25 protein-coding genes are annotated in these 22251 nt (G+C 73.2%); 15 read left to right on the top strand and 10 right to left on the bottom strand.

Annotation, left to right across the window (positions count from 1 at the left end; genetic code table 11):
* Positions 1-57: 57 nt before the first annotated feature.
* Complete coding sequence (gene tsaD / locus ABT129_RS08165) at positions 58-1122, top strand: tRNA (adenosine(37)-N6)-threonylcarbamoyltransferase complex transferase subunit TsaD (protein ID WP_351898105.1); 1065 nt, start codon at positions 58-60, stop codon at positions 1120-1122.
* Positions 1123-1235: 113 nt separating this feature from the next.
* Here the strand turns inward: tsaD and ABT129_RS08160 are convergent, their stop codons facing one another.
* Complete coding sequence (locus ABT129_RS08160; RefSeq protein ID WP_351898055.1) at positions 1236-1415, bottom strand: hypothetical protein; 180 nt, start codon at positions 1413-1415, stop codon at positions 1236-1238.
* A 271-nt stretch (positions 1416-1686) separates the two neighbouring features.
* Between ABT129_RS08160 and ABT129_RS08155 the strand changes: the two genes are divergently transcribed.
* From ABT129_RS08155 to ABT129_RS08125, 7 genes are all read left to right on the top strand, one after another.
* The gene (locus tag ABT129_RS08155) at positions 1687-2532 is read left to right on the top strand and encodes a HipA family kinase (RefSeq protein WP_351898053.1); all 846 of its coding nucleotides are present in this window, start codon (positions 1687-1689) and stop codon (positions 2530-2532) included.
* A complete protein-coding gene (locus ABT129_RS08150; RefSeq protein WP_351898051.1) occupies positions 2529-2912 on the top strand; it encodes a DUF3037 domain-containing protein in 384 nt (127 codons plus the stop codon). Before ABT129_RS08155 ends, ABT129_RS08150 begins: the two co-directional genes overlap by 4 nt.
* Positions 2913-3106: 194 nt before the next feature.
* Positions 3107-3868: a 3-oxoacyl-ACP reductase FabG gene (gene fabG / locus ABT129_RS08145; protein WP_030316526.1), complete on the top strand. Its 762-nt coding sequence runs from the start codon at positions 3107-3109 to the stop codon at positions 3866-3868.
* Between the two features lie 29 nt (positions 3869-3897).
* Complete coding sequence (locus ABT129_RS08140; RefSeq protein ID WP_351898049.1) at positions 3898-4665, top strand: SDR family oxidoreductase; 768 nt, start codon at positions 3898-3900, stop codon at positions 4663-4665.
* A 148-nt stretch (positions 4666-4813) separates the two neighbouring features.
* Positions 4814-6391 carry an ABC transporter substrate-binding protein gene (locus ABT129_RS08135; protein WP_351898046.1) on the top strand — a complete coding sequence of 526 codons (1578 nt, stop codon included), beginning with the start codon at positions 4814-4816 and terminating at the stop codon, positions 6389-6391.
* An 81-nt stretch (positions 6392-6472) separates the two neighbouring features.
* Positions 6473-7156: a uracil-DNA glycosylase gene (gene ung / locus ABT129_RS08130; RefSeq protein WP_351898044.1), complete on the top strand. Its 684-nt coding sequence runs from the start codon at positions 6473-6475 to the stop codon at positions 7154-7156.
* A 70-nt stretch (positions 7157-7226) separates the two neighbouring features.
* Positions 7227-7700 (top strand): hypothetical protein, encoded by a 474-nt coding sequence (locus ABT129_RS08125; protein ID WP_351898042.1) that lies wholly within the window; start codon positions 7227-7229, stop codon positions 7698-7700.
* Positions 7701-7825: 125 nt separating this feature from the next.
* On the opposite strand, the gene ABT129_RS08120 is transcribed toward ABT129_RS08125, so the two are convergent.
* The 3 genes from ABT129_RS08120 to ABT129_RS08110 all read right to left on the bottom strand — a co-directional run bounded on the left by ABT129_RS08120 (position 7826) and on the right by ABT129_RS08110 (position 9792).
* Complete coding sequence (locus tag ABT129_RS08120) at positions 7826-8308, bottom strand: hypothetical protein (protein WP_351898040.1); 483 nt, start codon at positions 8306-8308, stop codon at positions 7826-7828.
* Between the two features lie 116 nt (positions 8309-8424).
* Positions 8425-8961, bottom strand: a complete 537-nt coding sequence (locus tag ABT129_RS08115; RefSeq protein ID WP_351898038.1) for a DinB family protein — start codon at positions 8959-8961, stop codon at positions 8425-8427.
* A gap of 42 nt (positions 8962-9003) precedes the next feature.
* Entirely contained in the window at positions 9004-9792 is a 789-nt protein-coding gene (locus ABT129_RS08110; RefSeq protein ID WP_351898035.1) for a TetR/AcrR family transcriptional regulator, read from the bottom strand.
* 91 nt (positions 9793-9883) lie between these two features.
* Here ABT129_RS08110 and ABT129_RS08105 point away from each other — a divergent pair, with 91 nt between their 5' ends.
* Together ABT129_RS08105 and ABT129_RS08100 are read left to right on the top strand one after the other, a co-directional pair.
* Positions 9884-11071: an FAD-dependent monooxygenase gene (locus ABT129_RS08105; RefSeq protein ID WP_351898033.1), complete on the top strand. Its 1188-nt coding sequence runs from the start codon at positions 9884-9886 to the stop codon at positions 11069-11071.
* A gap of 58 nt (positions 11072-11129) precedes the next feature.
* Positions 11130-12035 (top strand): Gfo/Idh/MocA family protein, encoded by a 906-nt coding sequence (locus ABT129_RS08100; protein WP_351898031.1) that lies wholly within the window; start codon positions 11130-11132, stop codon positions 12033-12035.
* Here the strand turns inward: ABT129_RS08100 and lnt are convergent.
* Positions 11959-13605 (bottom strand): apolipoprotein N-acyltransferase, encoded by a 1647-nt coding sequence (gene lnt / locus ABT129_RS08095; protein WP_351898029.1) that lies wholly within the window; start codon positions 13603-13605, stop codon positions 11959-11961. The genes ABT129_RS08100 and lnt overlap by 77 nt on opposite strands.
* Positions 13606-13749: 144 nt before the next feature.
* Positions 13750-14196: a nuclear transport factor 2 family protein gene (locus tag ABT129_RS08090; protein ID WP_351898027.1), complete on the bottom strand. Its 447-nt coding sequence runs from the start codon at positions 14194-14196 to the stop codon at positions 13750-13752.
* Between the two features lie 160 nt (positions 14197-14356).
* Between ABT129_RS08090 and ABT129_RS08085 the strand changes: the two genes are divergently transcribed.
* On the top strand, positions 14357-14950 hold the full coding sequence (locus tag ABT129_RS08085; protein ID WP_351898024.1) for a flavin reductase family protein: 594 nt from the start codon (positions 14357-14359) through the stop codon (positions 14948-14950).
* A gap of 75 nt (positions 14951-15025) precedes the next feature.
* Positions 15026-15568, top strand: coding sequence for a GNAT family N-acetyltransferase (locus ABT129_RS08080; protein ID WP_351898022.1), 543 nt, complete (start codon positions 15026-15028; stop codon positions 15566-15568).
* A 130-nt stretch (positions 15569-15698) separates the two neighbouring features.
* On the opposite strand, the gene ABT129_RS08075 is transcribed toward ABT129_RS08080, so the two are convergent.
* A complete protein-coding gene (locus tag ABT129_RS08075) occupies positions 15699-16571 on the bottom strand; it encodes an undecaprenyl-diphosphate phosphatase (protein WP_351898020.1) in 873 nt (290 codons plus the stop codon).
* 81 nt (positions 16572-16652) lie between these two features.
* Positions 16653-17159, bottom strand: coding sequence for a winged helix-turn-helix transcriptional regulator (locus ABT129_RS08070; RefSeq protein ID WP_351898017.1), 507 nt, complete (start codon positions 17157-17159; stop codon positions 16653-16655).
* Between the two features lie 137 nt (positions 17160-17296).
* On the opposite strand from ABT129_RS08070, the gene ABT129_RS08065 reads away from it, so the two are divergent.
* Positions 17297-18466, top strand: coding sequence for a thiolase family protein (locus ABT129_RS08065; protein WP_351898015.1), 1170 nt, complete (start codon positions 17297-17299; stop codon positions 18464-18466).
* Between the two features lie 62 nt (positions 18467-18528).
* Here ABT129_RS08065 and ABT129_RS08060 read toward each other — a convergent pair whose 3' ends face one another.
* On the bottom strand, positions 18529-19278 hold the full coding sequence (locus ABT129_RS08060; RefSeq protein ID WP_351898012.1) for a TVP38/TMEM64 family protein: 750 nt from the start codon (positions 19276-19278) through the stop codon (positions 18529-18531).
* A 94-nt stretch (positions 19279-19372) separates the two neighbouring features.
* On the opposite strand from ABT129_RS08060, the gene ABT129_RS08055 reads away from it, so the two are divergent.
* Both ABT129_RS08055 and ABT129_RS08050 read left to right on the top strand, forming a co-directional pair.
* Complete coding sequence (locus tag ABT129_RS08055) at positions 19373-20098, top strand: DNA alkylation repair protein (RefSeq protein ID WP_351898010.1); 726 nt, start codon at positions 19373-19375, stop codon at positions 20096-20098.
* A gap of 25 nt (positions 20099-20123) precedes the next feature.
* A complete protein-coding gene (locus tag ABT129_RS08050; protein WP_351898007.1) occupies positions 20124-20969 on the top strand; it encodes a spermidine synthase in 846 nt (281 codons plus the stop codon).
* On the opposite strand, the gene ABT129_RS08045 is transcribed toward ABT129_RS08050, so the two are convergent.
* Positions 20931-22250 carry an MFS transporter gene (locus ABT129_RS08045; RefSeq protein ID WP_351898005.1) on the bottom strand — a complete coding sequence of 440 codons (1320 nt, stop codon included), beginning with the start codon at positions 22248-22250 and terminating at the stop codon, positions 20931-20933. The genes ABT129_RS08050 and ABT129_RS08045 overlap by 39 nt on opposite strands.
* Position 22251: the final 1 nt, after the last annotated feature.

Here is a 22251-nt window from a genome sequence, read left to right as displayed (position 1 = left end):
CACATATATTGCAATTGCGAGTTTGGTGCAGAAGGAGTGGGTGTGGTGAGCGGACCAGTGGTGCTCGGGATCGAGTCCTCGTGCGACGAGACCGGCGCGGGGATCGTGCGGGACGGGCGACTGCTCGCGCACGTGGTGGCGTCGAGCATGGACGAGCACGCCCGGTTCGGCGGCGTGGTGCCCGAGATCGCGGCCCGCGCCCACCTGCACTCCTTCAACCCCGTCGTCCGGCAGGCCCTCGACCAGGCCGGGCTGCGGCTGAGCCAGATCGACGCGGTCGCCGTCACCACCGGCCCCGGCCTGTCGGGCGCCCTTCAGGTCGGCCTCGCCGGGGCGAAGACGCTGGCGTACGCGGCGGGGGTGCCGCTCTACGGCGTGCACCACCTGGCCGGGCACGTCGCCGCCGACACCCTCGAACACGGGCCGCTGCCCACCCCGTGCGTCGTGCTGATCGTCTCCGGCGGCCACACCTCCCTGCTCCTCGTACGGGACCTGGTGCGCGAGCCGATCCTGCATCTGGGGGACACCCTCGACGACGCGGCGGGGGAGTGCTTCGACAAGGTCGCCCGCGTCCTGGGCCTGCCCTACCCCGGCGGACCCGCCATCGACCGGGCCGCCCGGGACGGCGACCCGCGCGCCGTCACCTTCCCCCGCCCCCTGACGCGGCCCGGGGACGACCCGTACGCCTTCTCCTTCTCCGGCCTGAAGACGGCCGCGGCCCGCTGGGTCGAGAAGCACCGGGCGCAGGGGCTGGACCTGCCCGTCGCCGACGGCGCCGCCGCGCTCCAGGAGGCCGTCGCCGACGTCCTGAGCCGCAAGGCCCTCGCGGCCTGCCGCGCGTACGACGTGAAGACCCTGATCGTCGTCGGCGGCGTCGCCGCGAACTCCCGCGTCCGCGCCCTCACCGAGCAGCGCTGCGCCGCCGCCGGGGTCGAACTGCGCGTTCCGCCCATGACCCTGTGCACCGACAACGGCGCCATGATCGCCGCCGTCGGCGACCTCCTCGCCCGCTCAGGAGCCGAACCGGCCCCGCTGGACGTCTCCATCGACCCCTCGGCGCCCCTGGAGTACGCCTCCCTCACCCCGCTCCCCGAGAAGGTGCGCGTCGGCGGCCCGCGGTAGCGGCCCGTGCGGGGCGGCGGTGCCGGCGGACGCGGACGTGGCGGAGGCGGTGCGATCGGGTCCGGCTCTCGGAGCCCGTCCGGGCTCCGCCTCGCCCCGGCCGTACCGCCGGGTCAGGGGCGGTAGACGAGCTCGATCAGGACGGCCGCGATGAGGAGCCAGGCCCCCACGCCGAGCACCCACACGGCGCTGTGGGCGACGCCCAGGAAGCCGACGGGCAGGGCCGCGGCGGCCAGCGAGAGCGACAGGCGCCGCATGCTGCTGTCGGAGGAGATCCGCTCGGTCCGGCTCATGAACCCGACTGTAGGGACGCAGGCCCCGCGCGCGGGCGTCCGCGTCGCTTTCTTCACGCGACGCTGACGCGCGCGGGCGGACCCGGTCCCTCGGCGGACCCATCGGCCCCCCAGCGGACTCAGGGGCGCACCCGGCGGAACGCGGAGGCAGCGGCGGTACCGGCCGGCGACGGCGCCACTCCGCGCCGCCCCCGGACGCGCCCCCGACCGCCGGGCACGGCGACCGGAGCACCCGCGGCTCCACGGCCCGGTCGGCGGATAGCCTGGGCGGATGCTTACAGAAGTGACAGCGACCCGCTACGTCACGCCCCTGCGTGAGGGCGGATCGCTCCCCGGGATCGTCGAGGCCGACGACCTCGGCACGTACGTCATGAAGTTCACGGGCGCGGGCCAGGGCCGCAAGACCCTGGTCGCCGAGGTCGTCTGCGGGCAGCTCGCCCGCAGGCTGGGGCTGCGGGTGCCGGAACTCGTCACCATCCAGCTCGACCCGGTCATCGGGCTCTCCGAGCCCGACCAGGAGGTGCAGGAGCTGCTCAAGGCGAGCGGCGGGCTCAACCTGGGCATGGACTTCCTGCCGGGCTCGCTGGGCTTCGACCCGCTGGCGTACGAGGTCGACCCCGTGGAGGCCGGCAAGGTCGTCTGGTTCGACGCGGTCATCAACAACGTCGACCGTTCCTGGCGGAACCCGAACATGCTCGTCTGGCACGGCGACCTGTGGCTCATCGACCACGGCGCCACCATGATCTGGCACCACAACTGGCCGGGCGCGCAGGCCTCCGCCGCCAAGCCGTACGACGCGTCCGACCACGCGCTCGCCCCCTTCGCCCCGGACGTCGCCGCCGCGGCCGCCGAACTGGCGCCGCTCGTCACCCGCGAGCTGCTCGACGAGGTCGCCGCGGAGGTGCCCGACGAGTGGCTCGTCGACGAGCCCGGCTTCGACACCACGGACGAGCTGCGCGCCGCGTACGTCGAGGCGCTGCTGCCGCGCGCCGCCACCATCCACGAGCGGATCACGCTCGGCCCGCGCAGCGAGAACAGGCCGCAGCGCCCGCCCGGCTGGCTCGCCGAGCGCCTCGCGCCCCGGCCGCACTCCACCGAGAAGGACAGCACCCCGTGACCGACCGCGATGTCTTCGAGTACGCGCTGCTGCGCGTGGTGCCGCGGGTCGAGCGCGGCGAGTGCTTCAACGCCGGGGTGGTCGTCTACTGCCGTGCCCGCTCCTTCGTGGCGGCCCGTACGCATCTGGACGAGGCCAAGCTGTCGGTGCTGGACCCCGCCGCCGACGTGGCCGGCGTCCGGGCGGCGCTGCGTGCCGTCGAAGGGGTCTGCCTGGGGGGTGACGCCGCGGGCCAGGCCGCGCCGGACGACGCCGGACGGCGCTTCCGCTGGCTGATCGCGCCGCGCTCCACGGTCGTCCAGCCGGGGCCCGTGCACACGGGGCTCACCGCCGACCCGGAGGCCGAGGTGGAGCGGCTGCTCGGCCTGCTCGTGCGCTGAGCGCGTCCGCCCGCTTCCCGGTCCGGACGAGGGGAGTGACCCGGTGCACCCGGTGGGCCGTTGACACCGGGTGCCAGGGCTTCTAGCGTCTCGTTCTGCGGACGATACTAAGCGGTCGCTCATGTGCGGGACGCAGGAGCGGGTGACCGGTTCGACCGCGACCAGGGACGATCCAAGGGCGAGGAGAACCAAGCATGTCCACCACCGAGCAGCGCGTAGCCGTCGTCACGGGTGCCGCACGGGGCATCGGGGCCGCCACGGCGCTCCGCCTCGCGGCCGAGGGCCGCGCCGTCGCCGTACTCGACCTCGACGAGGCGGCCTGCAAGGACACCGTCGAGAAGATCACCGCCGCGGGCGGCACCGCCCTCGCGGTCGGCTGCGACGTCTCCGACAGCGCCCAGGTGGAGGCCGCCGTCGCGCGTGTCGCCGCCGAGCTCGGCGCGCCGACGATCCTCGTCAACAACGCGGGTGTGCTCCGCGACAACCTGCTCTTCAAGATGTCCGAGTCGGACTGGGACCTTGTCATGAACGTGCACCTCAAGGGTGCCTTCCTGATGGCGAAGGCCTGTCAGAAGCACATGGTGGACGCGGGCTTCGGCCGGATCGTCTCGCTCTCCTCCTCCTCGGCGCTCGGCAACCGCGGCCAGGCCAACTACTCGGCCGTCAAAGCGGGTCTCCAGGGCCTCACCAAGACCCTCGCGAAGGAGCTCGGCAAGTTCGGCATCACCGCCAACGCCGTCGCCCCGGGCTTCATCGTCACCGAGATGACCGCGCAGACCGCCGAGCGCGTGGGCATGGGCTTCGAGGACTTCCAGGCCGCCGCCGCGTCCATGATCCCGGTGCAGCGGGTCGGCCGCCCCGAGGACGTCGCCAACGCGATCGCCTTCTTCGCGGGCGACGACGCCGGCTTCGTCTCGGGCCAGGTCATGTACGTGGCCGGCGGCCCGCTCAACTGACCACCGGCAGACAGAGGAGCGAGAAGCGCATGACCGCACAGGTACGGCCGGAGCTGTCCGGCAAGGTCGCACTCGTCACCGGCGCGAGCCGGGGCATCGGCTACGGCATCGCCGAGGCGCTGGTCGCCCGCGGCGACCGGGTCGTCATCACCGGGCGCGGCGAGGAGGCCCTCAAGGAGGCCGTCGAGCGGCTCGGCGCCGACCGGGCGATCGGCGTCCCCGGCAAGGCCCACGACGAGGTCCACCAGGCCGCCGCCGTCGAGGCGGCGATGGACGGCTTCGGCCGCGTCGACTTCCTGATCAACAACGCCGGTACGAACCCGGTTTTCGGGGCCATCGCGGACCTGGACCTCGGAGTGGCCCGCAAGGTCTTCGAGACCAACGTGGTCTCCGCGCTCGGCTTCGCCCAGCGGACCTGGCACGCCTGGCAGAAGGAGCACGGCGGCGCGATCGTGAACATCGCGTCGGTCGCGGGCGTCTCCGCCTCGCCTTTCATCGGCGCATACGGAATGAGCAAGGCCGCGATGGTCAACCTCACTCTCCAATTGGCGCATGAATTCGCCCCGCTCGTGCGGGTCAACGCAATTGCCCCGGCCGTGGTGAAGACGAAATTCGCGCAGGCGCTCTACGAGGGCCGGGAAGCGGAGGCGGCCGCCGCCTACCCGCTCGGCCGGCTCGGCGAGCCCGAGGACATCGGCGGCGCGGCGGCCTTCCTCACCTCGTCCCAGTCGGAGTGGATCACTGGTCAGACGCTCGTGGTCGACGGCGGGATTTTCCTGAACGCCGGAGTCGGGTGACCGATAATCGGACACTTTCTTGATCCGGTGTCCGGATTGAGACCGGTTCTGCAATGAATGCCTCAAGTGCCCCGTCAGGCTCGAACATTGACCTGACGGGGTGCTGCGGTATCGTCGGCCGACCCCTGGCTGAACGAGGAGCGTGCACGTGTTCAACCGGACCAGTCTGCAGGCCGCTGCAGCCCTTGTGTCCATATCCCTGGTGTCCGGATGCAGTGTCTTCTCGGACAGTGAATCCGCCGGGGATCAGAGAATCGTCATCGGCACGACGAGCTCTCCCACCACGCTTGATCCGGCCGCCGCCTGGGACAATTCCTGGGAGCTCTTCCGGAATGTGTTCCAAACCCTGGTGAGTTTCCCGACGGGAAGTACGACCCCGGATTCGGACGCCGCCGAATGCAAGTTCACCGACACCGCCAGCCGGGTCTTCGAGTGCAAGCTCGTGGAGGGCCTCACGTTCTCCAACGGGCACAAGCTGGACGCCAAGGCCGTGCAGTACTCGATCGAGCGCATCCGCACGATCAACCACAAGGGCGGCCCGAACGGGATGCTCGGCTCGCTCGACAAGATCGAGACCGTGGGCGACAGGACCGTCGTCTTCCGGCTCAACAAGTCGGACGCCACCTTCCCGTTCGTCCTCGCCACGCCGGCGATGTCCCTCGTGGACCCCGCCGAGTACCCGGCCGACCAGCTCCGCAAGGACGGCAAGCTCACCGGCTCGGGGCCGTACGTCCTCGACTCGTACGACGAGCGCAAGACGGCCGAGCTGACGAAGAACCCGACCTACAAGGGCTTCGCCGACCGTAAGAACGGCGGCGTGACGATCAAGTACTACGACGCGTCCGACGCCATGGTCGCCGCGCTCAAGAAGGACGAGATCGACGCCACCTACCGCGGCCTCACCGCCGAGGAGGTCGTCGCCCTCCAGGAGGACAAGCCCGAGAACAAGGGCCTCCAGCTCGTCGAGTCGACCGGCGCGGACATCCGCTACCTGGTCTTCAACGCCCAGGACCCGACGGTCGCCAAGCTCCCCGTCCGCAAGGCCATCGCCCAGCTCGTCGACCGCGACGAACTGGTCAACAAGGTCTACCAGGGCACCGCCGAGCCCCTGTACTCCATGGTGCCCAAGGGAATCGCCTCCCACACCACCAAGTTCTTCGACCGCTACGGCACGCCGAGCGCGAAGAAGGCCAAGAAGATCCTCCGCGACGCGGGCATCACCGAGCCCGTCGAGCTGACCTTCTGGTACACGACGGACCGGTACGGCTCCTCGACGGCCGCCGAGTTCGCCGAGCTCAAGCGGCAGCTGGAGGAGTCCGGACTCTTCACGGTCAGGCTGAACGGCAAGCCCTGGAAGGAGTTCCAGGCGGGCTACCAGAAGGGCGAGTACCCGGTCTTCGGGCGCGGCTGGTTCCCCGACTTCCCGGACCCGGACAACTTCGTCGCGCCGTTCATCGGCAAGGAGAACGTCCTCGGTACGCCGTACGTGAGCCCGAAGATCACCGGGGAACTCCTCCCGAAGTCCCGCCGCGAGAGCGACCGCGGGACCGTCACGGACGAGTTCGTGGAGGCCCAGGAGATCATGGTCCAGGAGGTCCGGCTGCTGCCGCTGTGGCAGGGCAAGCTGTACATCGCGGCCGGTGAGGACATCGGCGGCGGCGAGCGCGCCCTCGACCCGCAGACGGTCATGCAGCTCTGGGAGCTGTACCGCCGGGCCAGCTGGTAGACGACCTGCGGGGGCCACTGTCAGTGGCCCCCGATAGGTTCTCGGACGAGATACGAGAACGTCCACCGGAGGTTGTTGACCGTGACCGACACCAACATGCTGCCCGAGTCCTGGCGGGGTGTCCTCGGCGAGGAACTGCAGAAGCCGTACTTCGCCCAGCTCACCGAGTTCGTCGAGGAGGAGCGTGCCAAGGGACCGGTCTTCCCGCCGAAGGACGAGGTCTTCGCCGCCCTCGACGCCACCCCGTACGACAAGGTGAAGGTCCTGATCCTCGGTCAGGACCCGTACCACGGCGAGGGACAGGGACACGGGCTCTGCTTCTCGGTCCGGCCCGGCGTGAAGACCCCGCCCTCCCTGCGGAACATCTACAAGGAGATGCAGGCCGAGCTCGGCCACCCCGTCCCGGACAACGGCTATCTGATGCCGTGGGCCGAACAGGGCGTCCTCCTGCTCAACGCGGTGCTGACCGTCCGCTCCGGCGAGGCGAACTCGCACAAGGGCAAGGGCTGGGAGAAGTTCACGGACGCGGTGATCACCGCCGTCGCCTCGCGGCCCGACCCCGCCGTCTTCGTCCTCTGGGGCAACTACGCGCAGAAGAAGCTGCCGCTCATCGACGAGGAGCGGCACGTGGTGGTCAAGGGCGCCCACCCCTCGCCCCTCTCGGCGAAGAAGTTCTTCGGATCGCAGCCGTTCACCCAGATCGACGAGGCCGTCGCGGCCCAGGGGCACGAGCCGATCGACTGGCGCGTCCCGGACCTCGGCTGAGCCTCGGCCCGATCCGGGCCGGGTGCGGCTAGCGTCGGCTCTCCCAGTGGGTGAGCGGGTGGAGGTCGCGGTGACCGAGCAGCAGCAGGTGTCGGACGACGGTGTCATGACCAGGATCGGGCAGGCCATGATGCTGCTCCACGGCGGCGACCGCGAGGAGGCCCGCAATCGCTTCGGGCTCCTCTGGCAGCAGATCGGCCCCGACGGGGACCCGCTGCACCGGTGCACCCTCGCGCACTACATGGCGGACGCCCAGGACGACCCCGACACCGAGCTGGCCTGGGATCTGCGGGCCCTGAGCGCGGCGGAGGGGCTCGCCGACGAGCGGACCGCCGAGCACGGCTCGGCGGTCGCGCTCCGGGCGCTGTATCCCTCGCTCCACCTCAACCTGGCCGCCGACTACGTCAAGCTCCAGCGGCCCGACGCCGCGCGGGTCCATCTGGACCGGGCCCGCGCCGCCTCGGACCACCTGGACGACGACGGCTACGGAAACGGGGTACGGGCCGCGATCGAGCGCCTGGACCTCAGGCTGCGCGGGCTGTGAGCGACGGGGGGCCGGGCTGCGCGCCGCGGGGTGATCGACGGGGGTCCGGGTCGCGCGTGCGAGGGTCCGGGCCGTGCGGGCGGGAGGGGCCCTGGGCTCGGCGCCCCTTCGCGCGGTGCGGGGCCTCAGCGGCCGTACGCGCCATGACAGATGCGGGACGGGTCGCCGCCCGGGGCCCAGCCCCCGTACCGCTCTCCCAGATCGCAGACGTCCGCCAGGGAGACCGGCGGGTTCCTCGGCAGGCCCGTCAGCCCGGGCGGATCGGGCAGCGCCGGCCGGGCCGCCGGGCGCGGACGCTCACGCTGTCGCGGTAACGCCTCCGGACGCGGAGCCTCCGGACGGGCCGGGGCCGCCGCACGCCGGCGTACCTCGGCCGGGGGCGCCGCGCGGGGCGTCGCCGACGGCGGGGGAGCGGGAAGGGCCGCTTCGAGGGCCTCGCGGGCCGGGCCCTCGACGATCTGCGGAGCCACGTCCTGCGCGGGGCGTACGGCCTCCGCGGCCGGCGCGGGAGCGGGCGCCGTCGGCGGGGCGTCCACCGAGACGCAGCCCGCGAGGGCGGCCACGGCCGCCCCGACCAGGATCTTCGCTGTGGTTCGGGTTCCATGCACCCGCGCCACTCTGCTGGCCCGGTGGTGATCTCCGCGCCCCTACCGGCGGGGAATGCCCCGCACGGGTGAGCCGCGGGGGGACCGGGCTTGACCGGTGGGGCGCCCGCGGGGACCGGTCAGTCGCCGGTCTCGCCGTCGACCCGCTCCCGGAGCAGATCCGCGTGGCCGTTGTGGCGGGCGTACTCCTCGATCATGTGCAGGTAGATCCAGCGGAGGTTGAAGGCCTGCCCGGTGCGGTGCGTGCCCACGCCCAGGTCGTCGAGACCGTGCGAGGCGACCAGGGTGCGCGCGTGGGCGATCTCCGCCTGCCAGGTCGCGAAGGCCTCCTCGTAGGTGTCCTCCTCCGTCACGTGGATGTCCCGGTCGTTGTCCTCGTCCGTGGAGTAGATCCACGGCGCCTTCTCACCGGCCAGGACGTTGCGGAACCAGCCCCGCTCGACCTGCGCCATGTGGCGGACGAGGCCCAGGAGGTTGAGGTCGGAGGGAGGGGCGGAGAGGGTGCGCAGCTGGGCGTCGTCGAGGCCCTCGCACTTCCTCGCGAGGGTCGCGCGGTGGAAGTCGAGCCACTGCTCCAGGGCCTCGCGCTCGCCCGAGGTGGTGGACGGGTCGACGCGGGATACGGATTCGGTACGCGGGATGGTCATGCGCGGCATCGTCTCCGATGAGCACCCGTCACGCCACCCCTTTCCGGTGTCCTAGGAGGTCCGGGGCCCGAGCATGCCGCGCAGCAACTCTTCGAGGCCGGTCCGCAGTTCCGCGCGGCTCGGCACGGACGAGTGGAAGGAGCCCGCGGCGCACGAGAACATCAGCCCCTCGCTCCAGGCGATGAGGGAGAGGGCGTGCCGCTCCGGCTCCGGCGAGCCGGCCGCCGCCATCACCGCGACCAGCGGGCCGTGGAAGACGGAGCCCGCCGAGTCGAAGAAGGCGCGGAGCTCGGGGCGGCGGGTGGCCTCCAGGGCCAGCTCGTAGCGGGAGACGAGCAGCGCGCGGTGGTCGGTGAGATAGCGGTGCAGGGCGAGGGCGAGCGCGTCCGCGAGGGGGCCGGGATCACCGGGGGCGGCGCCTCGGCCGGGATGGCCGGGGGCGCCGCCCCGGTCGGTGGCTCCATGGGTGCCGCCTCGGCCGGGGTCTCCCTGAGCGCCGGGAAAGCCGTCGCCGTCGCCGTCGCCGTTGCCGTCGCCCTCGCCCGGAGCACCCGCCCCGCCCGCCCCGCCCGCGACGCCTTCCGCGATCTCGGCCGGGGTCAGGACTCGGGCCTCCAGTTCGACCTGGCGTCGTACCGCCGTCTCCAGGAGGGCCTGGCGGGTGCGGGCGTGGTTGGAGGTCGATCCCTGCGGCAGGCCCGCCCGTTCGTCCACGGCGCGGTGGGTGAGCCCCCGCATGCCGCGCTCGACGAGGAGGTCGAGGGCGGCGTCCCCGATCCGCTGGGCGCGGGAGGCGGGGCCTTCCCGGGAGGAGGTGGCGGCGGCGGTCGATGCGGTCATGGGGACAACCTACTACCGAGCCGACTACACCTGTAGTACGGTCGCGGTGTCGGTCGCACTACACCTGTAGTTCCGGTCCCGGGGAGCAGTCATGGAACAGCACCACGCCGTCGTCGTCGGAGCCGGAGTCGGCGGACTCACCGCCGCCGTCGCCCTCCACCGCCACGGCTGGCGGGTCACCGTCCTCGAACGCGCCGCCGACCTCGCCCCCGTCGGCGCCGGCATCGGCCTCGCCCCCAACTCCCAGCGCGCCCTCGACGTCATCGGCCTCGGAGACCGCGTCCGCGACCTCGCCGCCTGGCAGGGCGACGGCGGCGTGCGCGCCCCCGGCGGACGCTGGCTCGCCCGCACCGACGCCAAGGCCGCCGCCGCCCGCTTCGGCGGCCCGCTCGTCCTCCTCCACCGCGCCACCCTCGTCGAGATCCTCACCTCGGCCCTCCCCGAAGGAGCCGTCCGCACCGCGACGGCCGCCTCGCTCGTCGACCCCGGGGACGACCACCGGCCGGCCCGCCTCGCCACCCCGGAGGGAGAGATCGAGGCCGCCCTCGTCGTCGCCGCCGACGGCATCCGCTCGGCCGCCCGGCACGCCCTCTTCCCCGAACACCCCGGCCTCCGCTACGCCGGCTGCACCACCTGGCGGGTCGTCGTCCCCGCCCCCGAGCGGCCGTTCGCCCCGCACGAGACCTGGGGCGCCGGACGCCTGTGGGGCACCCAGCCCCTCAAGGACGGCCGGATCTACGCGTACGCCATGGCCGCCGCCCCCGCCGGCGGCCGTGCCCCCGACGACGAGAGGGCCGAACTCCTGCGCCTCTTCGGCGACTGGCACCACCCCGTCCCCGAGATCCTCGCCGCCGTCGACCCGAGCCAGGTCCTCCGCCACGACGTCCACCACCTGCCCGACCCGCTGCCGGCCTTCCACCGGGGCCGGGTCGCCCTCCTCGGCGACGCCGCGCACGCGATGATGCCGAGCCTCGGCCAGGGAGGCAACCAGGCCATCGAGGACGCCGTCGTCCTCGCCCACCACGCCCGCTCCGCGCCCGACTTCGTCCCCGGCCGGGCGCTCGCCGCGTACACCGCCGACCGCCTTCCCCGTACCACCGCCCTCGTCCGCAAGGCCGCCCGCACCGGAGCGATCACCCTGCTCTCGGCCCGCCCCGCCGTCGCCCTGCGCTCCACGCTCGTCGGCGCCGTCTCCCGCTTCGGGCCGGGACTCGTCCTGCGCGGCTTCGACGGCATCGCCGACTGGCACCCGCCGGTGGCCCCGGCCCGGTCCGCGTAAGCTGACCAGCGCGAACGGCCCCCGGCCCGGGGCCTGCGGACACGACAAGGGAGACCCCGTGAAGGTTGGCTGCATCGGACTCGGCGACATCGCGCAGAAGGCGTACCTCCCCGTCCTCGCCACCCTCCCCGGGGTCGAACTCCACCTCCAGACCCGTACCCGCGCCACCCTCGACCGGGTCGCCGACACCCTCCACCTGCCCGCCGCGCGGCGCCACGGCGACCTCGACTCCCTGCTCTCCGCCGGACTCGACGCGGCCTTCGTCCACGCGTCGACCGCCGCCCACGCCGAGATCGCCGGCCGTCTTCTCGACGCGGGCGTCCCCACGTACGTCGACAAGCCCCTCGCCTACGAGTACGCCGACTCCGAGCGCATCGTGGAGCTCGCCGAGAAGCGCGGGGTGAGCCTCGCCGTCGGCTTCAACCGGCGCCTCGCCCCCAGCTACGCCCAGTGCGCCGAGCACCCGCGCGAACTGATCCTCCTTCAGAAGAACCGCGTCGGGCTCCCCGAGGACCCGCGCACCCTCGTCCTCGACGACTTCATCCACGTCGTCGACACCCTGCGGTTCCTGCTCCCCGGCGACATCGAGCACGTCGACGTGCGGGCCCGGATCCGCGACGGGCTCATGCACCACGTCGTGCTCCAGCTCTCCGGCGACGGCTTCACCGCGATCGGCATGATGAACCGGATGAACGGCTCCACCGAGGAGATCCTCGAAGTCTCCGGACAGGACACCAAGCGCCAGGTCCTCAACCTCTCCGACGTCGTCGACCACAAGGGCCAGCCGACCCTGCGGCGACGTGGCGACTGGGTGCCGGTGGCCCGCCAGCGCGGCATCGAGCAGGCCGTACTCGCCTTCCTCGACGCCGTACGTGAGGGGCGGACGCTCAGCGCCCGCGACGCCCTGCTGACCCACGAGCTGTGCGAGCGCGTGGTCCGCGAGGCGCTGACCCAGGCCTCCTGAAGGCGCCCGCGCCCTCGGCGGCGCACACCGCGCCCACCACGACGAGCGCCCCGTACAACGGCCAGTCGCCCCACCGGACGTACCCCGTCGTCGACACCGAGAGCGGCAGCTCCCGGACGGCGACGGCGCTCGCGTCCGTGCCGAGCACCGGCCCCACCCTGTGCCCGTCGGGGCCGTACGCGGCGCTGATCCCGGTGAGCGTCGCGTGCACCACGGGCCGGCCCGTCTCCGCCGCCCGCAGGGCCGCGAGGGACGCGTGCTGGGCGGGGGCCCAGCTCTCCTGGAAGGTGCTGGTCGCCGACTGGACGACCACGAGGCCGGCACCGTCCCGGACCAGCCGCCGGCTCATGTCGGGGAACGCCGACTCGAAGCAGACCAGCGGCCCGATCCGCAGGCCCCGGACGGCGTCGGAACGATCGGAGCCGCCGGCGGGCAGCGTCATCACGACCGGTTCGGTGCCCCGCCGCCGGTCCTCGCCGGCCGCCTTGCCGACCGACGTCACCCACCCCAGGACGGCGCGCGCCGGGACGTACTCGCCGAACGGCACGAGTCGCATCTTGTCGTAGCGCTCACCCGTGAGCCCCGCCGGCCCGACCAGGACGGCGCTCTTGAAGATGCCGGGACGGTCGGCCCGGCGCGCGTCCACGTTCACCAGGACCGGCGCGTCGACCGCGCGCGCCAGAGCGGTCAGCCGGGCGGCCAGGTCCGGCCGGCCGACCAGGTCGGCGCCCACGCTGCTCTCGCCCCAGACCACCAGGTCGACACGCTGCCCCGCGAGCGAGCGGGTCAGCTCCTCCGCCCGGTCGAAACGCCGCTCGGCCCCGTCAGGACCGCCGAACACCCCCGGCTGGACGAGGGCCACGCGTACCGTCCCGCTCTCGTGCGGCGCCCCGACACCCCAGGCCGCCGCGCCCGCCACGAGCGCGCAGGCCGCGAGTCCCGCGACCCCCACGGTCCGCAGCCCCGGCGACGCCACCAGCAGGGCCACGGCCGTGTTCACCGCCACCACGAGCAGGCTCACCAGCCACACCCCGCCGATCGAGGCGAGCCTCAGCGCCGCCGGGACCTCCCACTGGCTCGCGCCGAGCAGCCCCCACGGACCGCCCAGGCCCTCCCAGGAGCGGACCAGCTCGATCAGCAGCCAGCCGGAGGGCACCGCGAGCAGGGCGACGGCGGCCCGCGGCGGTGACGGCGCGCCGCCCAGCAGCGACCGCACGAGCCACCCCCACGGCAGCCACAGCAGGCCGAGCAGCGCGGCCAGCGGCAGCAGGAAGACGTGCAGGCTGGGCAGCAGCCAGTGATGGACGGCGAGCACGAAGCCGACCCCGCCCAGCCAGCCGTCGAGTCCGGCCCGGCGAGCCCCCGGAGCCGTGCGGACGAGCAGCAGCCAGGGGACGAGCGCCACGTACGCCCACCACCACAGACCGGGGGCGGGAAAGGCGAGCGCGGGGAGCGCGCCGCAGGCGAGGGCGAGCAGGGAGCGTACGAGCGCCCGTCGGCGGGCGGGGCCGGGAGCCGAGTCGGTGCCCGGCCCTCGGTCCTGTCCCCGGCTTCCGAACGGAGATCGCATGAGGTGCCTCCCGCCCCTGTCTTCAGTGTCGGGCGTGACCGCGCCCGGCGCGGCCGGTGGGGCCTCTCGAATCGATCGGGCTCTCTCGCCCTCGGACGGGGCCGGGGGACGGGCAGGGGCCGGGGCCGGTCGGGCGGGGTGGGCTCAGCGGTGCTTGCGCCAGCGCTCGTCGACGACCACCGAGCTCAGCCGCCAGCCGTCCGCGGTCCGCAGCGCCGCGAACGCGTAGCGGCCCCCGCAGACGAAGTCCTCGCCGGTGGCGAACCGCATCGGGTTGACGTAGTCGGCGCGTACGTCCGCCGCGTCGCCCTCCTCCGGGTAGCCGGCCGGCTCCCGGAAGAGGACCCGCCGGTTCACGATGAGGTGCTGGCGTACGGGGAAGAGCGTCATCGTCTCGGCGAGCCAGTCGGCCACCTCGCCCGCCGGCCCCTCGATCCCGCCCGAACCCCGGTAGTCGGCCCGGCCGCCCGGGGTGAACAGCGCCCGGTAGGCGGTCCAGTCGGCGTCGTCCACGGCCGCCGCGTACCCGGTGATCAGGTCGTCGACGGCGATACGGTCCAACACGGTCGCGAGGTCCACACGCTGCGTCATCGGATCAGTGTCGGTCAGCGCACGCCCCGGGCCAAGGGGCGTGCGCTGACGGGCTCCCACCACAGCGACGGGCCCCGTGCGGGCCGCGTCGGTCCACGTACGGGTCGGGGCGGCCCGAGGGCCGGTCGCGGCGGTCCGAGCGCCGGTCATACTGAGCGACATGCGCGTGAACGTGGATCCCGAACTGACCGACCGCACCTCCTTCTACCGGCTGCTCACCGCCACCGTCGTGCCCCGGCCGATCGCCTGGGTGTCCACGACCTCGGCCGACGGTACGGACAACCTCGCCCCGCACTCCTTCTTCACGATCGCCTCGGTGACGCCGCCGGTCGTGCAGTTCACCTCGGTCGGACGCAAGGACACGTTGCGCAACGTGGAGGAGACCGGGCAGTTCGTGGTGAGCCTCGCCCCCGAGGGCCTCATCGAGCGGATCAACGCGACGGCGACCGACTTCCCGCGCGGGGTGAGCGAGTTCGACGCGTGCGGCGTGGAGCGGGAGCCGAGCCTGCGGGTGAAGCCGCCGCGGGTCGCCCAGTCGCCGGTGGCCCTCGAGTGCGAGCTGCACAGCACCGTGCGGATCGGTGACTCGACGGTGGTCTTCGGCCGGGTCGTGCACGCGGCCGTCGAGGAGTCCGTCCTTGTCGACGGTCACCCCGAGATGACGCTGATGCGGCCGCTGTCCCGGCTCGGGAAGAACGAGTGGGGCACCCCGGGCGGCATCGAGGAGCTGGCCAGGGTTCCCTACCGGGCCTGACCGGCCCGGGGACCGGCGGTCGGGCCGCCCGTATTTCGATTGCGGGCGGTCGGACCGGTCGGATAGGAAGCCTTCATGCTGAAGGGCAAGAAGGTCGGGCTCAGGGCCCGGCACGACGACGACATCCCGATCCTGCAGGCCGAGCTCTACGACGACCCGGTCACGCACTCGCGCGCCCAGGGCCGGCCGTGGCGGCCGATCACGCCCGGCTCGCAGGAGTCGTCCCTCGTGGTGGACGACACGGAGCAGGGGCACGTCCCGTTCTCCGTGGTGGAGCTGGACGGCGGCGCCCTGGTCGGTACCGCGACGCTGTGGGGCATCGACAACCACAGCCGGTCCGCGCACATCGGCCTCGGCCTGCGGCCGGCCTTCCGGGGCAGGGGATACAGCACCGACGTGGTCGAGGTCCTGTGCCGCTACGGCTTCGTCGTGCGCGGTCTGCACCGGCTGCAGATCGAGACGCTGGCGGACAACGCCGCCATGCTGAGCTCCGCCGAGCGCAACGGATTCGTCCGCGAGGGCCTGCTGCGCTCCTCGGCCTGGGTGATGGGCGAGTTCCTGGACGAGGTCCTGCTGGGCCTGCTCGCCGAGGACTGGAAGCCGGATACGAAGGCTTAGCCGACCACTCCCACCAGTCCCCGCGAGCGGGGCCACGCGACCGGGCCACACGGGCGGAGCCGGCGCTCTCGGGGCGTCCGCCGACCGAGGCGGTCGGCGGACAGGCGGGGGGCGGAGGCGTCGCGACCGGTCAGTGCCCGGACTCGCCCGCGTGCGGGCTCAGGGTGTCCGTTCCCACCAGGACGAACAGCAGGATGCCGAGCAGGATCCGGTAGATCACGAAGGGCATGAAGGACTTCGTGGTGATGAACTTCATGAACCAGGCGATCACCGCGTAACCGACCACGAAGGCGATGATCGTCGCGAAGATCGTCGGGCCCCAGGAGACGTGACCCTCGCCGGCGTCCTTCAGCTCGTACGCGCCCGAGGCGAGGACCGCCGGGATGGCGAGGAGGAAGGAGTACCGCGCGGCCGCCTCGCGGGTGTAGCCCATGAGCAGTCCGCCGGAGATCGTCGCGCCGGAGCGGGAGACGCCCGGGATGAGGGCCATCGCCTGGCAGACGCCGAAGATGAGGCCGTCCTTCACGCCGAGGTCCTTGAGCGTCTTGCGCTCGCGGATCGCCCGGTGGCGGCCGCCGATCTCGTCGCGGGCGGCCAGCCGGTCCGCGATGCCGAGGACGACGCCCATGACGATCAGCGTGGTGGCGATGAGCCGCAGGTCGCGGAAGGGGCCCTCGATCTGGTCCTTGAGCGTGATGCCGAGGACACCGATCGGGATCGAGCCGACGATCACCAGCCAGCCCATCTGGGCGTCGTGGTCGGAGCGCATCGACTTGTCGGTGAGGGAGCGGAACCAGGCCGAGATGATCCGGGCGATGTCCTTGCGGAAGTAGATCAGTACCGCGGTCTCCGTGCCGATCTGGGTGATCGCGGTGAAGGCCGCGCCCGGGTCGTGCCAGCCGGCGAACGCCGCGGTGAGACGGAGGTGCGCGCTGGAGGAGATGGGAAGGAACTCCGTCAGCCCCTGGACGAGTCCGAGGATGAACGATTCGAACCAACTCATGGGGCTAGGGCCGTCCCGTTATGTACGTGTGCGGTCAGAAGGTCGTGCGCAGCGTACCGTCCCCAGATGACGGGACCGTGCTCAGCCCTCCTGAGGGGGCGTCGGCTCCGCTTCGGGGCCCGTCAGGGGCTCCGCGGCCGGTCCCGCTGTCGTCCAGCCGGGTGCCCGGACGTGGGCGCGGAGGCTCTCGCGGTCGGCCTCGTCCCCGCAGTGGGCGCAGACGACGCGGGGGCTGAGGACCTCGCCGCACCGGTGCTCCAGGACGATCGGGCGGTCGGCCCCGTTGAGGTGGCGGTCGCCCCAGGCCATCAGGGTCACCAGGACCGGCTGGAGCTCCTCGCCGGCCGCCGTGGCCCGGTACTCGAAGCGCAGCGGGCGCTCGCTGTACCGCACCTTCTCCAGGATTCCGGCCTCGACGAGCCGCTTGAGGCGGGTGGTGAGGATGTCGCGGGGAGCGCCGGTGTTGCGTGCGATCCGGTCGAAGCGGTGCACGCCGAGGGAGATCTCGCGGAGCACGAGCAGGGAGTACTTCTCGCCGACGAGCGCGAGCGTGTCGGCGATCGAGCAGGGGCGGGGGGCGGCCTTCATGGGGTCAGCGTAAGGCAGCGCGCGGGTGGTTGGTTCGGAAAACCAACCATGCAGGTGGCGAGTAGGTTTGAGAATCCAACTCGCGGGGTTATGTTACCGACGAGTGTCGGTCCACTTCTCCCACCCAGGAGCCTGTCATGCGCGACGCCGTCATCGTCGAAGCCGTCCGGACCCCGATAGGAAAGGGCAAGGCGGGGGGAGCCCTCTCCCACGTCCACCCCGTCGCCCTCCTCTCCCACACCCTGCGCGCCCTGATCGACCGCAGCGGCATCGACCCCGCGCTCGTCGACGACGTCATCGGCGGCACCGTCGACCAGGTCGGCGAGCAGGCCATGAACACCACCCGGTACGCCTGGCTCGGCGCCGGATTCCCCGAGTCCGTGCCCGCCACCACCGTCGACCGGCAGTGCGGCTCCTCCCAGCAGGCCGTCCACTTCGCCGCCCAGGGCGTCCTCTCCGGGGCGTACGACATCGCCGTCGCCTGCGGGGTCGAGTCGATGAGCCGGGTCCCCATGTGGTCCAACGTGCCGCCCGGCGCCGACCCCTTCGGCCCCGGTGTCGCCGAGCGCTACCCCGGGGGCCTCGTCCCACAGGGCGTCAGCGCCGAACTCGTCGCCGCGCGGTGGGGGATCGGCCGGGAGGCCATGGACGTGTTCGCCACCGCGTCCCACACCAAGGCGGCCCGCGCCCGGGCGGCCGGACTCCTCGACGCCGAGATCGCCCCCTACGGGGACGTCCGCCACGACGAGTCGGTGCGCCCCGCGACCACCCCCGAGATCCTCGCCGGACTCGAGCCCGCCTTCGAGGACCCCGGCTTCGCCGCCCGGTTCCCGCAGATCGACTGGTCCGTCACCGCGGGCAACAGCAGCCCCGTCAACGACGGCGCGTCCGCCGTCCTCGTCATGGCCGCCGAGACGGCCCGGAGCCTCGGCCTGCGACCCCTGGCCCGGCTGCACGGCTTCGCCGTCACGGGGTCCGATCCCCTGCTCATGCTCACCGGCGTCGTCCCCGCCACCGAGAAGGTCCTGCGGCGGTCCGGCCTCTCCCTCGCCGACATCGACCTCTTCGAGATCAACGAGGCCTTCGCGAGCGTCGTGCTCGCCTGGCAGCGGGAGACCGGCGCCGATCCCGACAGGGTCAACGTCCACGGCGGCGCGATCGCCCTCGGCCACCCGCTCGGCGCCAGCGGCACCCGTCTCACCACGACGCTCGTCCACGCACTGCGGGCCCGGGGCGCCCGCTACGGACTCCAGGCGATGTGCGAGGCGGGCGGCCTGGCCAACGCGATGATCGTCGAAGCGCTCTGACCCGGACCGAAGGACCTGGGGGCGTCGCGTCGGCCGGGCCGACACCGATCGTCGGACAGGCCCTAGCGGGCGGCGCCCACCGGCTCCGGCTCCGGTGCCGCCACCGGCGCCGGGGCCCGCAGGCCGTGCCGCTTGCGCCAGGCCACCACGGCCGCGGCCAGACCCGACACGACGATGAACCCCGCGGAGAAGAGGAAGGCGGGTGAGCCCGGCTCGCCCGCCTGCGCGCCCGCCACCACGTACGCCGCCGTGTTCGGGACCGTGCCGATCGCCGTCGCCAGGAGGAACGGCACGTACCCCATGCGGGAGACGGCGGCGCAGTAGTTGGCCGCGGCGAACGGCACCCCGGGGAACAGCCGGATCGCCAGCATCGAACGGAACCCGTGCCGGCTCAGCTGCCCGTCGGCCGCCGTCAGCCAGCGCCCCCGCAGCATCGGGCGCAACGCGTCCTGCCCCAGGAACCGGCCGAGCGTGAACGCGATCCCGGCGCCGAGCACCGTCCCCGCGACCGCCGCCGTCAGACCGGCGGCCGAACCGAAGAGCGCGCCCGCCGCCAGGTTGAGCACCGGGCGCGGCACGAACGCCGCCGTGCACACGCCGTACGCGAGACCGAAGAGCAGCACCGCCCCGGCGCCGCCGGTCTGCTGCGGCCACCCCGAGGAGAGCAGCCGCTGCGGTTCGTAGAGGACCACGAGGGCGGCGGCCGTGAGCAGCAGCAGTGCGAGCATCGAGAGCCGCGCACGGGGCGCGAGCAGGGCCCGGGAGCAGCGGAGGGCGAAGGAGCCCGGCGGCCGGGGCACGGGAGCGAGCATTCGGGGAGAGTAACGGACGCGTCCGTATGATCGCCGTAATGTGCGTCATGTCCGCCGGGGCAGGGCTCCGCCCCGTCTCCTCAGGGAGGGTTCCATGACCGACGCCGCGCCCCCGGGCGGCCGCCTCGCCGCGGTCCCCGACAGTGCCCTCGCCGACACCGTGCTCGCCCGGCTCACCACGGTCTACCCGGCCGCGGGGAACCCCTTCAGGGCGCAGGAGATGGTCGCGTACATGAAGGGCGTCGCCCCCTTCCTCGGCATCCGCACCCCCGAGCGCCGCGCCCTGTCCCGCACCGTCCTCGACGGCACGCCGCGCCCCGACGAGCAGGACTGCGCCGCCGTGGCGCTGCGCTGTTTCGCCCTGCCCGAGCGGGAGTACCACTACTTCGCGGTCGACTACCTGCGCCGCCACGTGAAGCGCTGCTCGTCCGGTTTCCTGCCCGTCGCCCGGCGGCTCGTCACCACCGTCTCCTGGTGGGACACGGTCGACCACCTCGCCGCCCATGTCGTCGGCGGCCTGGTCGCGGCCGACCCCTCCCTCGGCGACCGCATGGACGAGTGGATCGAGGACGAGGACCTGTGGGTGGCCCGCACCGCGCTCCTCCACCAGCTCCGCTTCAAGGAGTCCACCGACGCCGACCGGCTCTTCGCCCACTGCCTGCGCCGCGCCGCCGACACCGACTTCTTCCTCCGCAAGGCCATCGGCTGGAGCCTGCGCGAGTACGCCAAGACCGCTCCCTCCGAGGTCCGTGCCTTCGTCGCCGCGCACACCGGCCGCCTGTCGCCCCTCTCCGTCCGCGAGGCCCTCAAGAACCTCTGATCCGGCGCCCCGGCACAATGAGGGCGTGAACGAGCACATCCCCGTCCTCCGCGAGGTCGACCAGGGCACCGCGCGCCTCATGCCCGACGTGGACCGGGAGCGGGCCTGGCTCCTGACGGTCGACGGCGCCCCCCAGTCGTACGTCGACCTCGACGACCCGGCGTACCTGGAGTTCGAGTACGCGCGGCGGCTCGCGCACGTCGTCGACGGCGCCGCGGACGACGGCGAACCGCTGGACGTCCTGCACCTCGGCGGCGGCGCGCTCTCCCTGCCCCGGTACGTCGCCGTCACCCGCCCCGGCTCACGCCAGGACGTGGTCGAGACCGACCGGGGCCTGCTCGACCTCGTCGCCGAGCACCTCCCGCTGCCCGAGGGCTCCGGGACCACCGTCCACGGCGCGGACGCCCGGAGCTGGCTGGAGGCGGCTCCCGCCGCCTCCGCCGACCTCATCGTCGGCGACGTCTTCGGCGGCTCGCGCGTCCCCGCCCACCTCACCTCCGTCGAGTACGCGCGCGAGGTCCGGCGCGTCCTGCGGCCCGACGGCGTCTACGCCGCCAACCTCGCCGACGGGGCCCCCTTCGCCTTCCTCCGCTCCCAGCTCGCCACCTTCGCGGCCGTCTTCCCCGAGCTGGCGCTGGTCGCCGAGCCGGCCGTGCTGCGCGGCCGCCGCTTCGGGAACGCGGTCCTGGTCGCCTCCGGCCGGGAGATCGACATCGCCCGTCTCACCCGTCGCGCCGCGGCGGACGCCTTCCCCGCGCGCGTCGAGCACGGGGAGACGCTCGCCCGGTTCACCGGGCGGGCGGAACCGGTCCTCGACAGCGGGGCCGTACCGTCACCCGTTCCCCCGGAGGGCGCCTTCGGCATCGGCTGAGGCGGTCCGGGGCGCGCCCATGACCTCCTTGGAGTGCGGGCGCCGGGTCATGTTCCGCACGTCCGGCACCAGCAGGACGAGCGCGGTGACGAGCACCATCAGGCCCGCCGCGCCCCACAGCGCCGTGCCGCGGCCGAACGCGCTCTCCGCCGGGCCCGCGAGCGCCGTCGTCAGCGGCAGCAGGGCCGTCGATCCGAACCAGTCGTAGGCCGAGACCCGGGACAGCTTCTCCTCCGGGATCTCCTGGTGCATGGTCGTCATCCACGAGACGCCGAAGATCTCGATGGCGACGCCGCTCACGAACATCGCGGCCGTGAGCCCCACCGCGTCCAGCGGAACGGCGAGCGCCGCCGAGGGCAGCGCGATCGGGAAGACGCCGAGGGTTCCCACCAGCAGCATCCGGCGTGGTTTCCACCGGGTCATGAGCACGGCGCCCGCGACCGTTCCCACCCCGTACGCGGCGAGCGCGATGCCCCACGGACGGGCGCCGCCCAGCTCGGCCCGCGCGACCAGCGGTCCGTACACCGACTCGACCGCCCCGAGCAGGCCGACCACCACGGAGAACTGGGCGACGATCGACCACAGCCAGGGGCGGCCGACGAACTCCCGCCAGCCCTCCCTCAGATCGGCGAAGAGACCGCCGCCGGGCGCGCGTTCGGGGATGCCGCCCACGTCCAGGAAGGCGCGCAGTCCGGCGGCGAGGGCGAAGGCGACGGCGTCGATCAGGAGGACCCAGCCGGGGCCCACGAAGGCGACGAGCGCGCCACCGAGCGCCGCGCCGCCGATGGTCGCGCTGTGCATGGCCATCCGGTAGACGGCGAAGGCGCGGCTCGCCTGCTCCCCGGTGACGCTGGACATCAGCATGCCCTCGGCGGCCGGGTTGAAGAAGGCCTGGCCGGTGCCGCAGAGCGCGGTGAGCACCATCATCTGCCAGATCCGGGGCTCGCCGCCGAGCACGAGGGCGGCGAAGACGGCCTGCGAGACGCAGTTGAGGGCGTTGGCGGCGACCATGACCCGGTGCCGGGGCACCCGGTCGGCGACGGCGCCGCCGATCAGGAGGAAGAGGACCAGCGGCAGGAAGCGGGCCATCGCCACGAGCCCCACGTCGCCCGCGTCGCCTCCGGCCTCGAACACCGCCCAGGTCGTGGCGATCAGCGCGCCGTGCGTGCCGAGGTTCGTCACGATCGTGGCGGCGGTGAGGAGGACGTAGTTGCGGCCGGCCCACTCGGGGCGGCGGGAGCCGAGCGGGGCGCGACGGGCGGAGGTGGCGGGTCTGGTCACC

Origin of the sequence: Streptomyces sp. NPDC002057 (assembly GCF_040296665.1) — a bacterium.
Classification (GTDB): Bacteria; Actinomycetota; Actinomycetes; order Streptomycetales; family Streptomycetaceae; genus Streptomyces.
This window is presented reverse-complemented; position numbering and strand designations above follow the sequence as displayed.

What these genes read in the sequence shown, in the direction of transcription:
- ABT129_RS08115 (WP_351898038.1), bottom strand. Translation starts at nt 8,961, where the DNA reads ATGCCGCGCATGACCATCCCGCGTACCGAATCCGTATCCCGCGTCGAC.
- ABT129_RS08070 (WP_351898017.1), bottom strand. Translation starts at nt 17,159, where the DNA reads ATGAAGGCCGCCCCCCGCCCCTGCTCGATCGCCGACACGCTCGCGCTC.
- ABT129_RS08080 (WP_351898022.1), top strand. Translation starts at nt 15,026, where the DNA reads ATGCTGAAGGGCAAGAAGGTCGGGCTCAGGGCCCGGCACGACGACGAC.
- ABT129_RS08060 (WP_351898012.1), bottom strand. Translation starts at nt 19,278, where the DNA reads ATGCTCGCTCCCGTGCCCCGGCCGCCGGGCTCCTTCGCCCTCCGCTGC.
- ABT129_RS08085 (WP_351898024.1), top strand. Translation starts at nt 14,357, where the DNA reads ATGCGCGTGAACGTGGATCCCGAACTGACCGACCGCACCTCCTTCTAC.
- ABT129_RS08155 (WP_351898053.1), top strand. Translation starts at nt 1,687, where the DNA reads ATGCTTACAGAAGTGACAGCGACCCGCTACGTCACGCCCCTGCGTGAG.
- ABT129_RS08160 (WP_351898055.1), bottom strand. Translation starts at nt 1,415, where the DNA reads ATGAGCCGGACCGAGCGGATCTCCTCCGACAGCAGCATGCGGCGCCTG.
- ABT129_RS08110 (WP_351898035.1), bottom strand. Translation starts at nt 9,792, where the DNA reads ATGACCGCATCGACCGCCGCCGCCACCTCCTCCCGGGAAGGCCCCGCC.
- ABT129_RS08055 (WP_351898010.1), top strand. Translation starts at nt 19,373, where the DNA reads ATGACCGACGCCGCGCCCCCGGGCGGCCGCCTCGCCGCGGTCCCCGAC.
- ABT129_RS08140 (WP_351898049.1), top strand. Translation starts at nt 3,898, where the DNA reads ATGACCGCACAGGTACGGCCGGAGCTGTCCGGCAAGGTCGCACTCGTC.
- fabG (WP_030316526.1), top strand. Translation starts at nt 3,107, where the DNA reads ATGTCCACCACCGAGCAGCGCGTAGCCGTCGTCACGGGTGCCGCACGG.
- ABT129_RS08105 (WP_351898033.1), top strand. Translation starts at nt 9,884, where the DNA reads ATGGAACAGCACCACGCCGTCGTCGTCGGAGCCGGAGTCGGCGGACTC.
- ABT129_RS08090 (WP_351898027.1), bottom strand. Translation starts at nt 14,196, where the DNA reads ATGACGCAGCGTGTGGACCTCGCGACCGTGTTGGACCGTATCGCCGTC.
- ABT129_RS08065 (WP_351898015.1), top strand. Translation starts at nt 17,297, where the DNA reads ATGCGCGACGCCGTCATCGTCGAAGCCGTCCGGACCCCGATAGGAAAG.
- lnt (WP_351898029.1), bottom strand. Translation starts at nt 13,605, where the DNA reads ATGCGATCTCCGTTCGGAAGCCGGGGACAGGACCGAGGGCCGGGCACC.
- ABT129_RS08075 (WP_351898020.1), bottom strand. Translation starts at nt 16,571, where the DNA reads ATGAGTTGGTTCGAATCGTTCATCCTCGGACTCGTCCAGGGGCTGACG.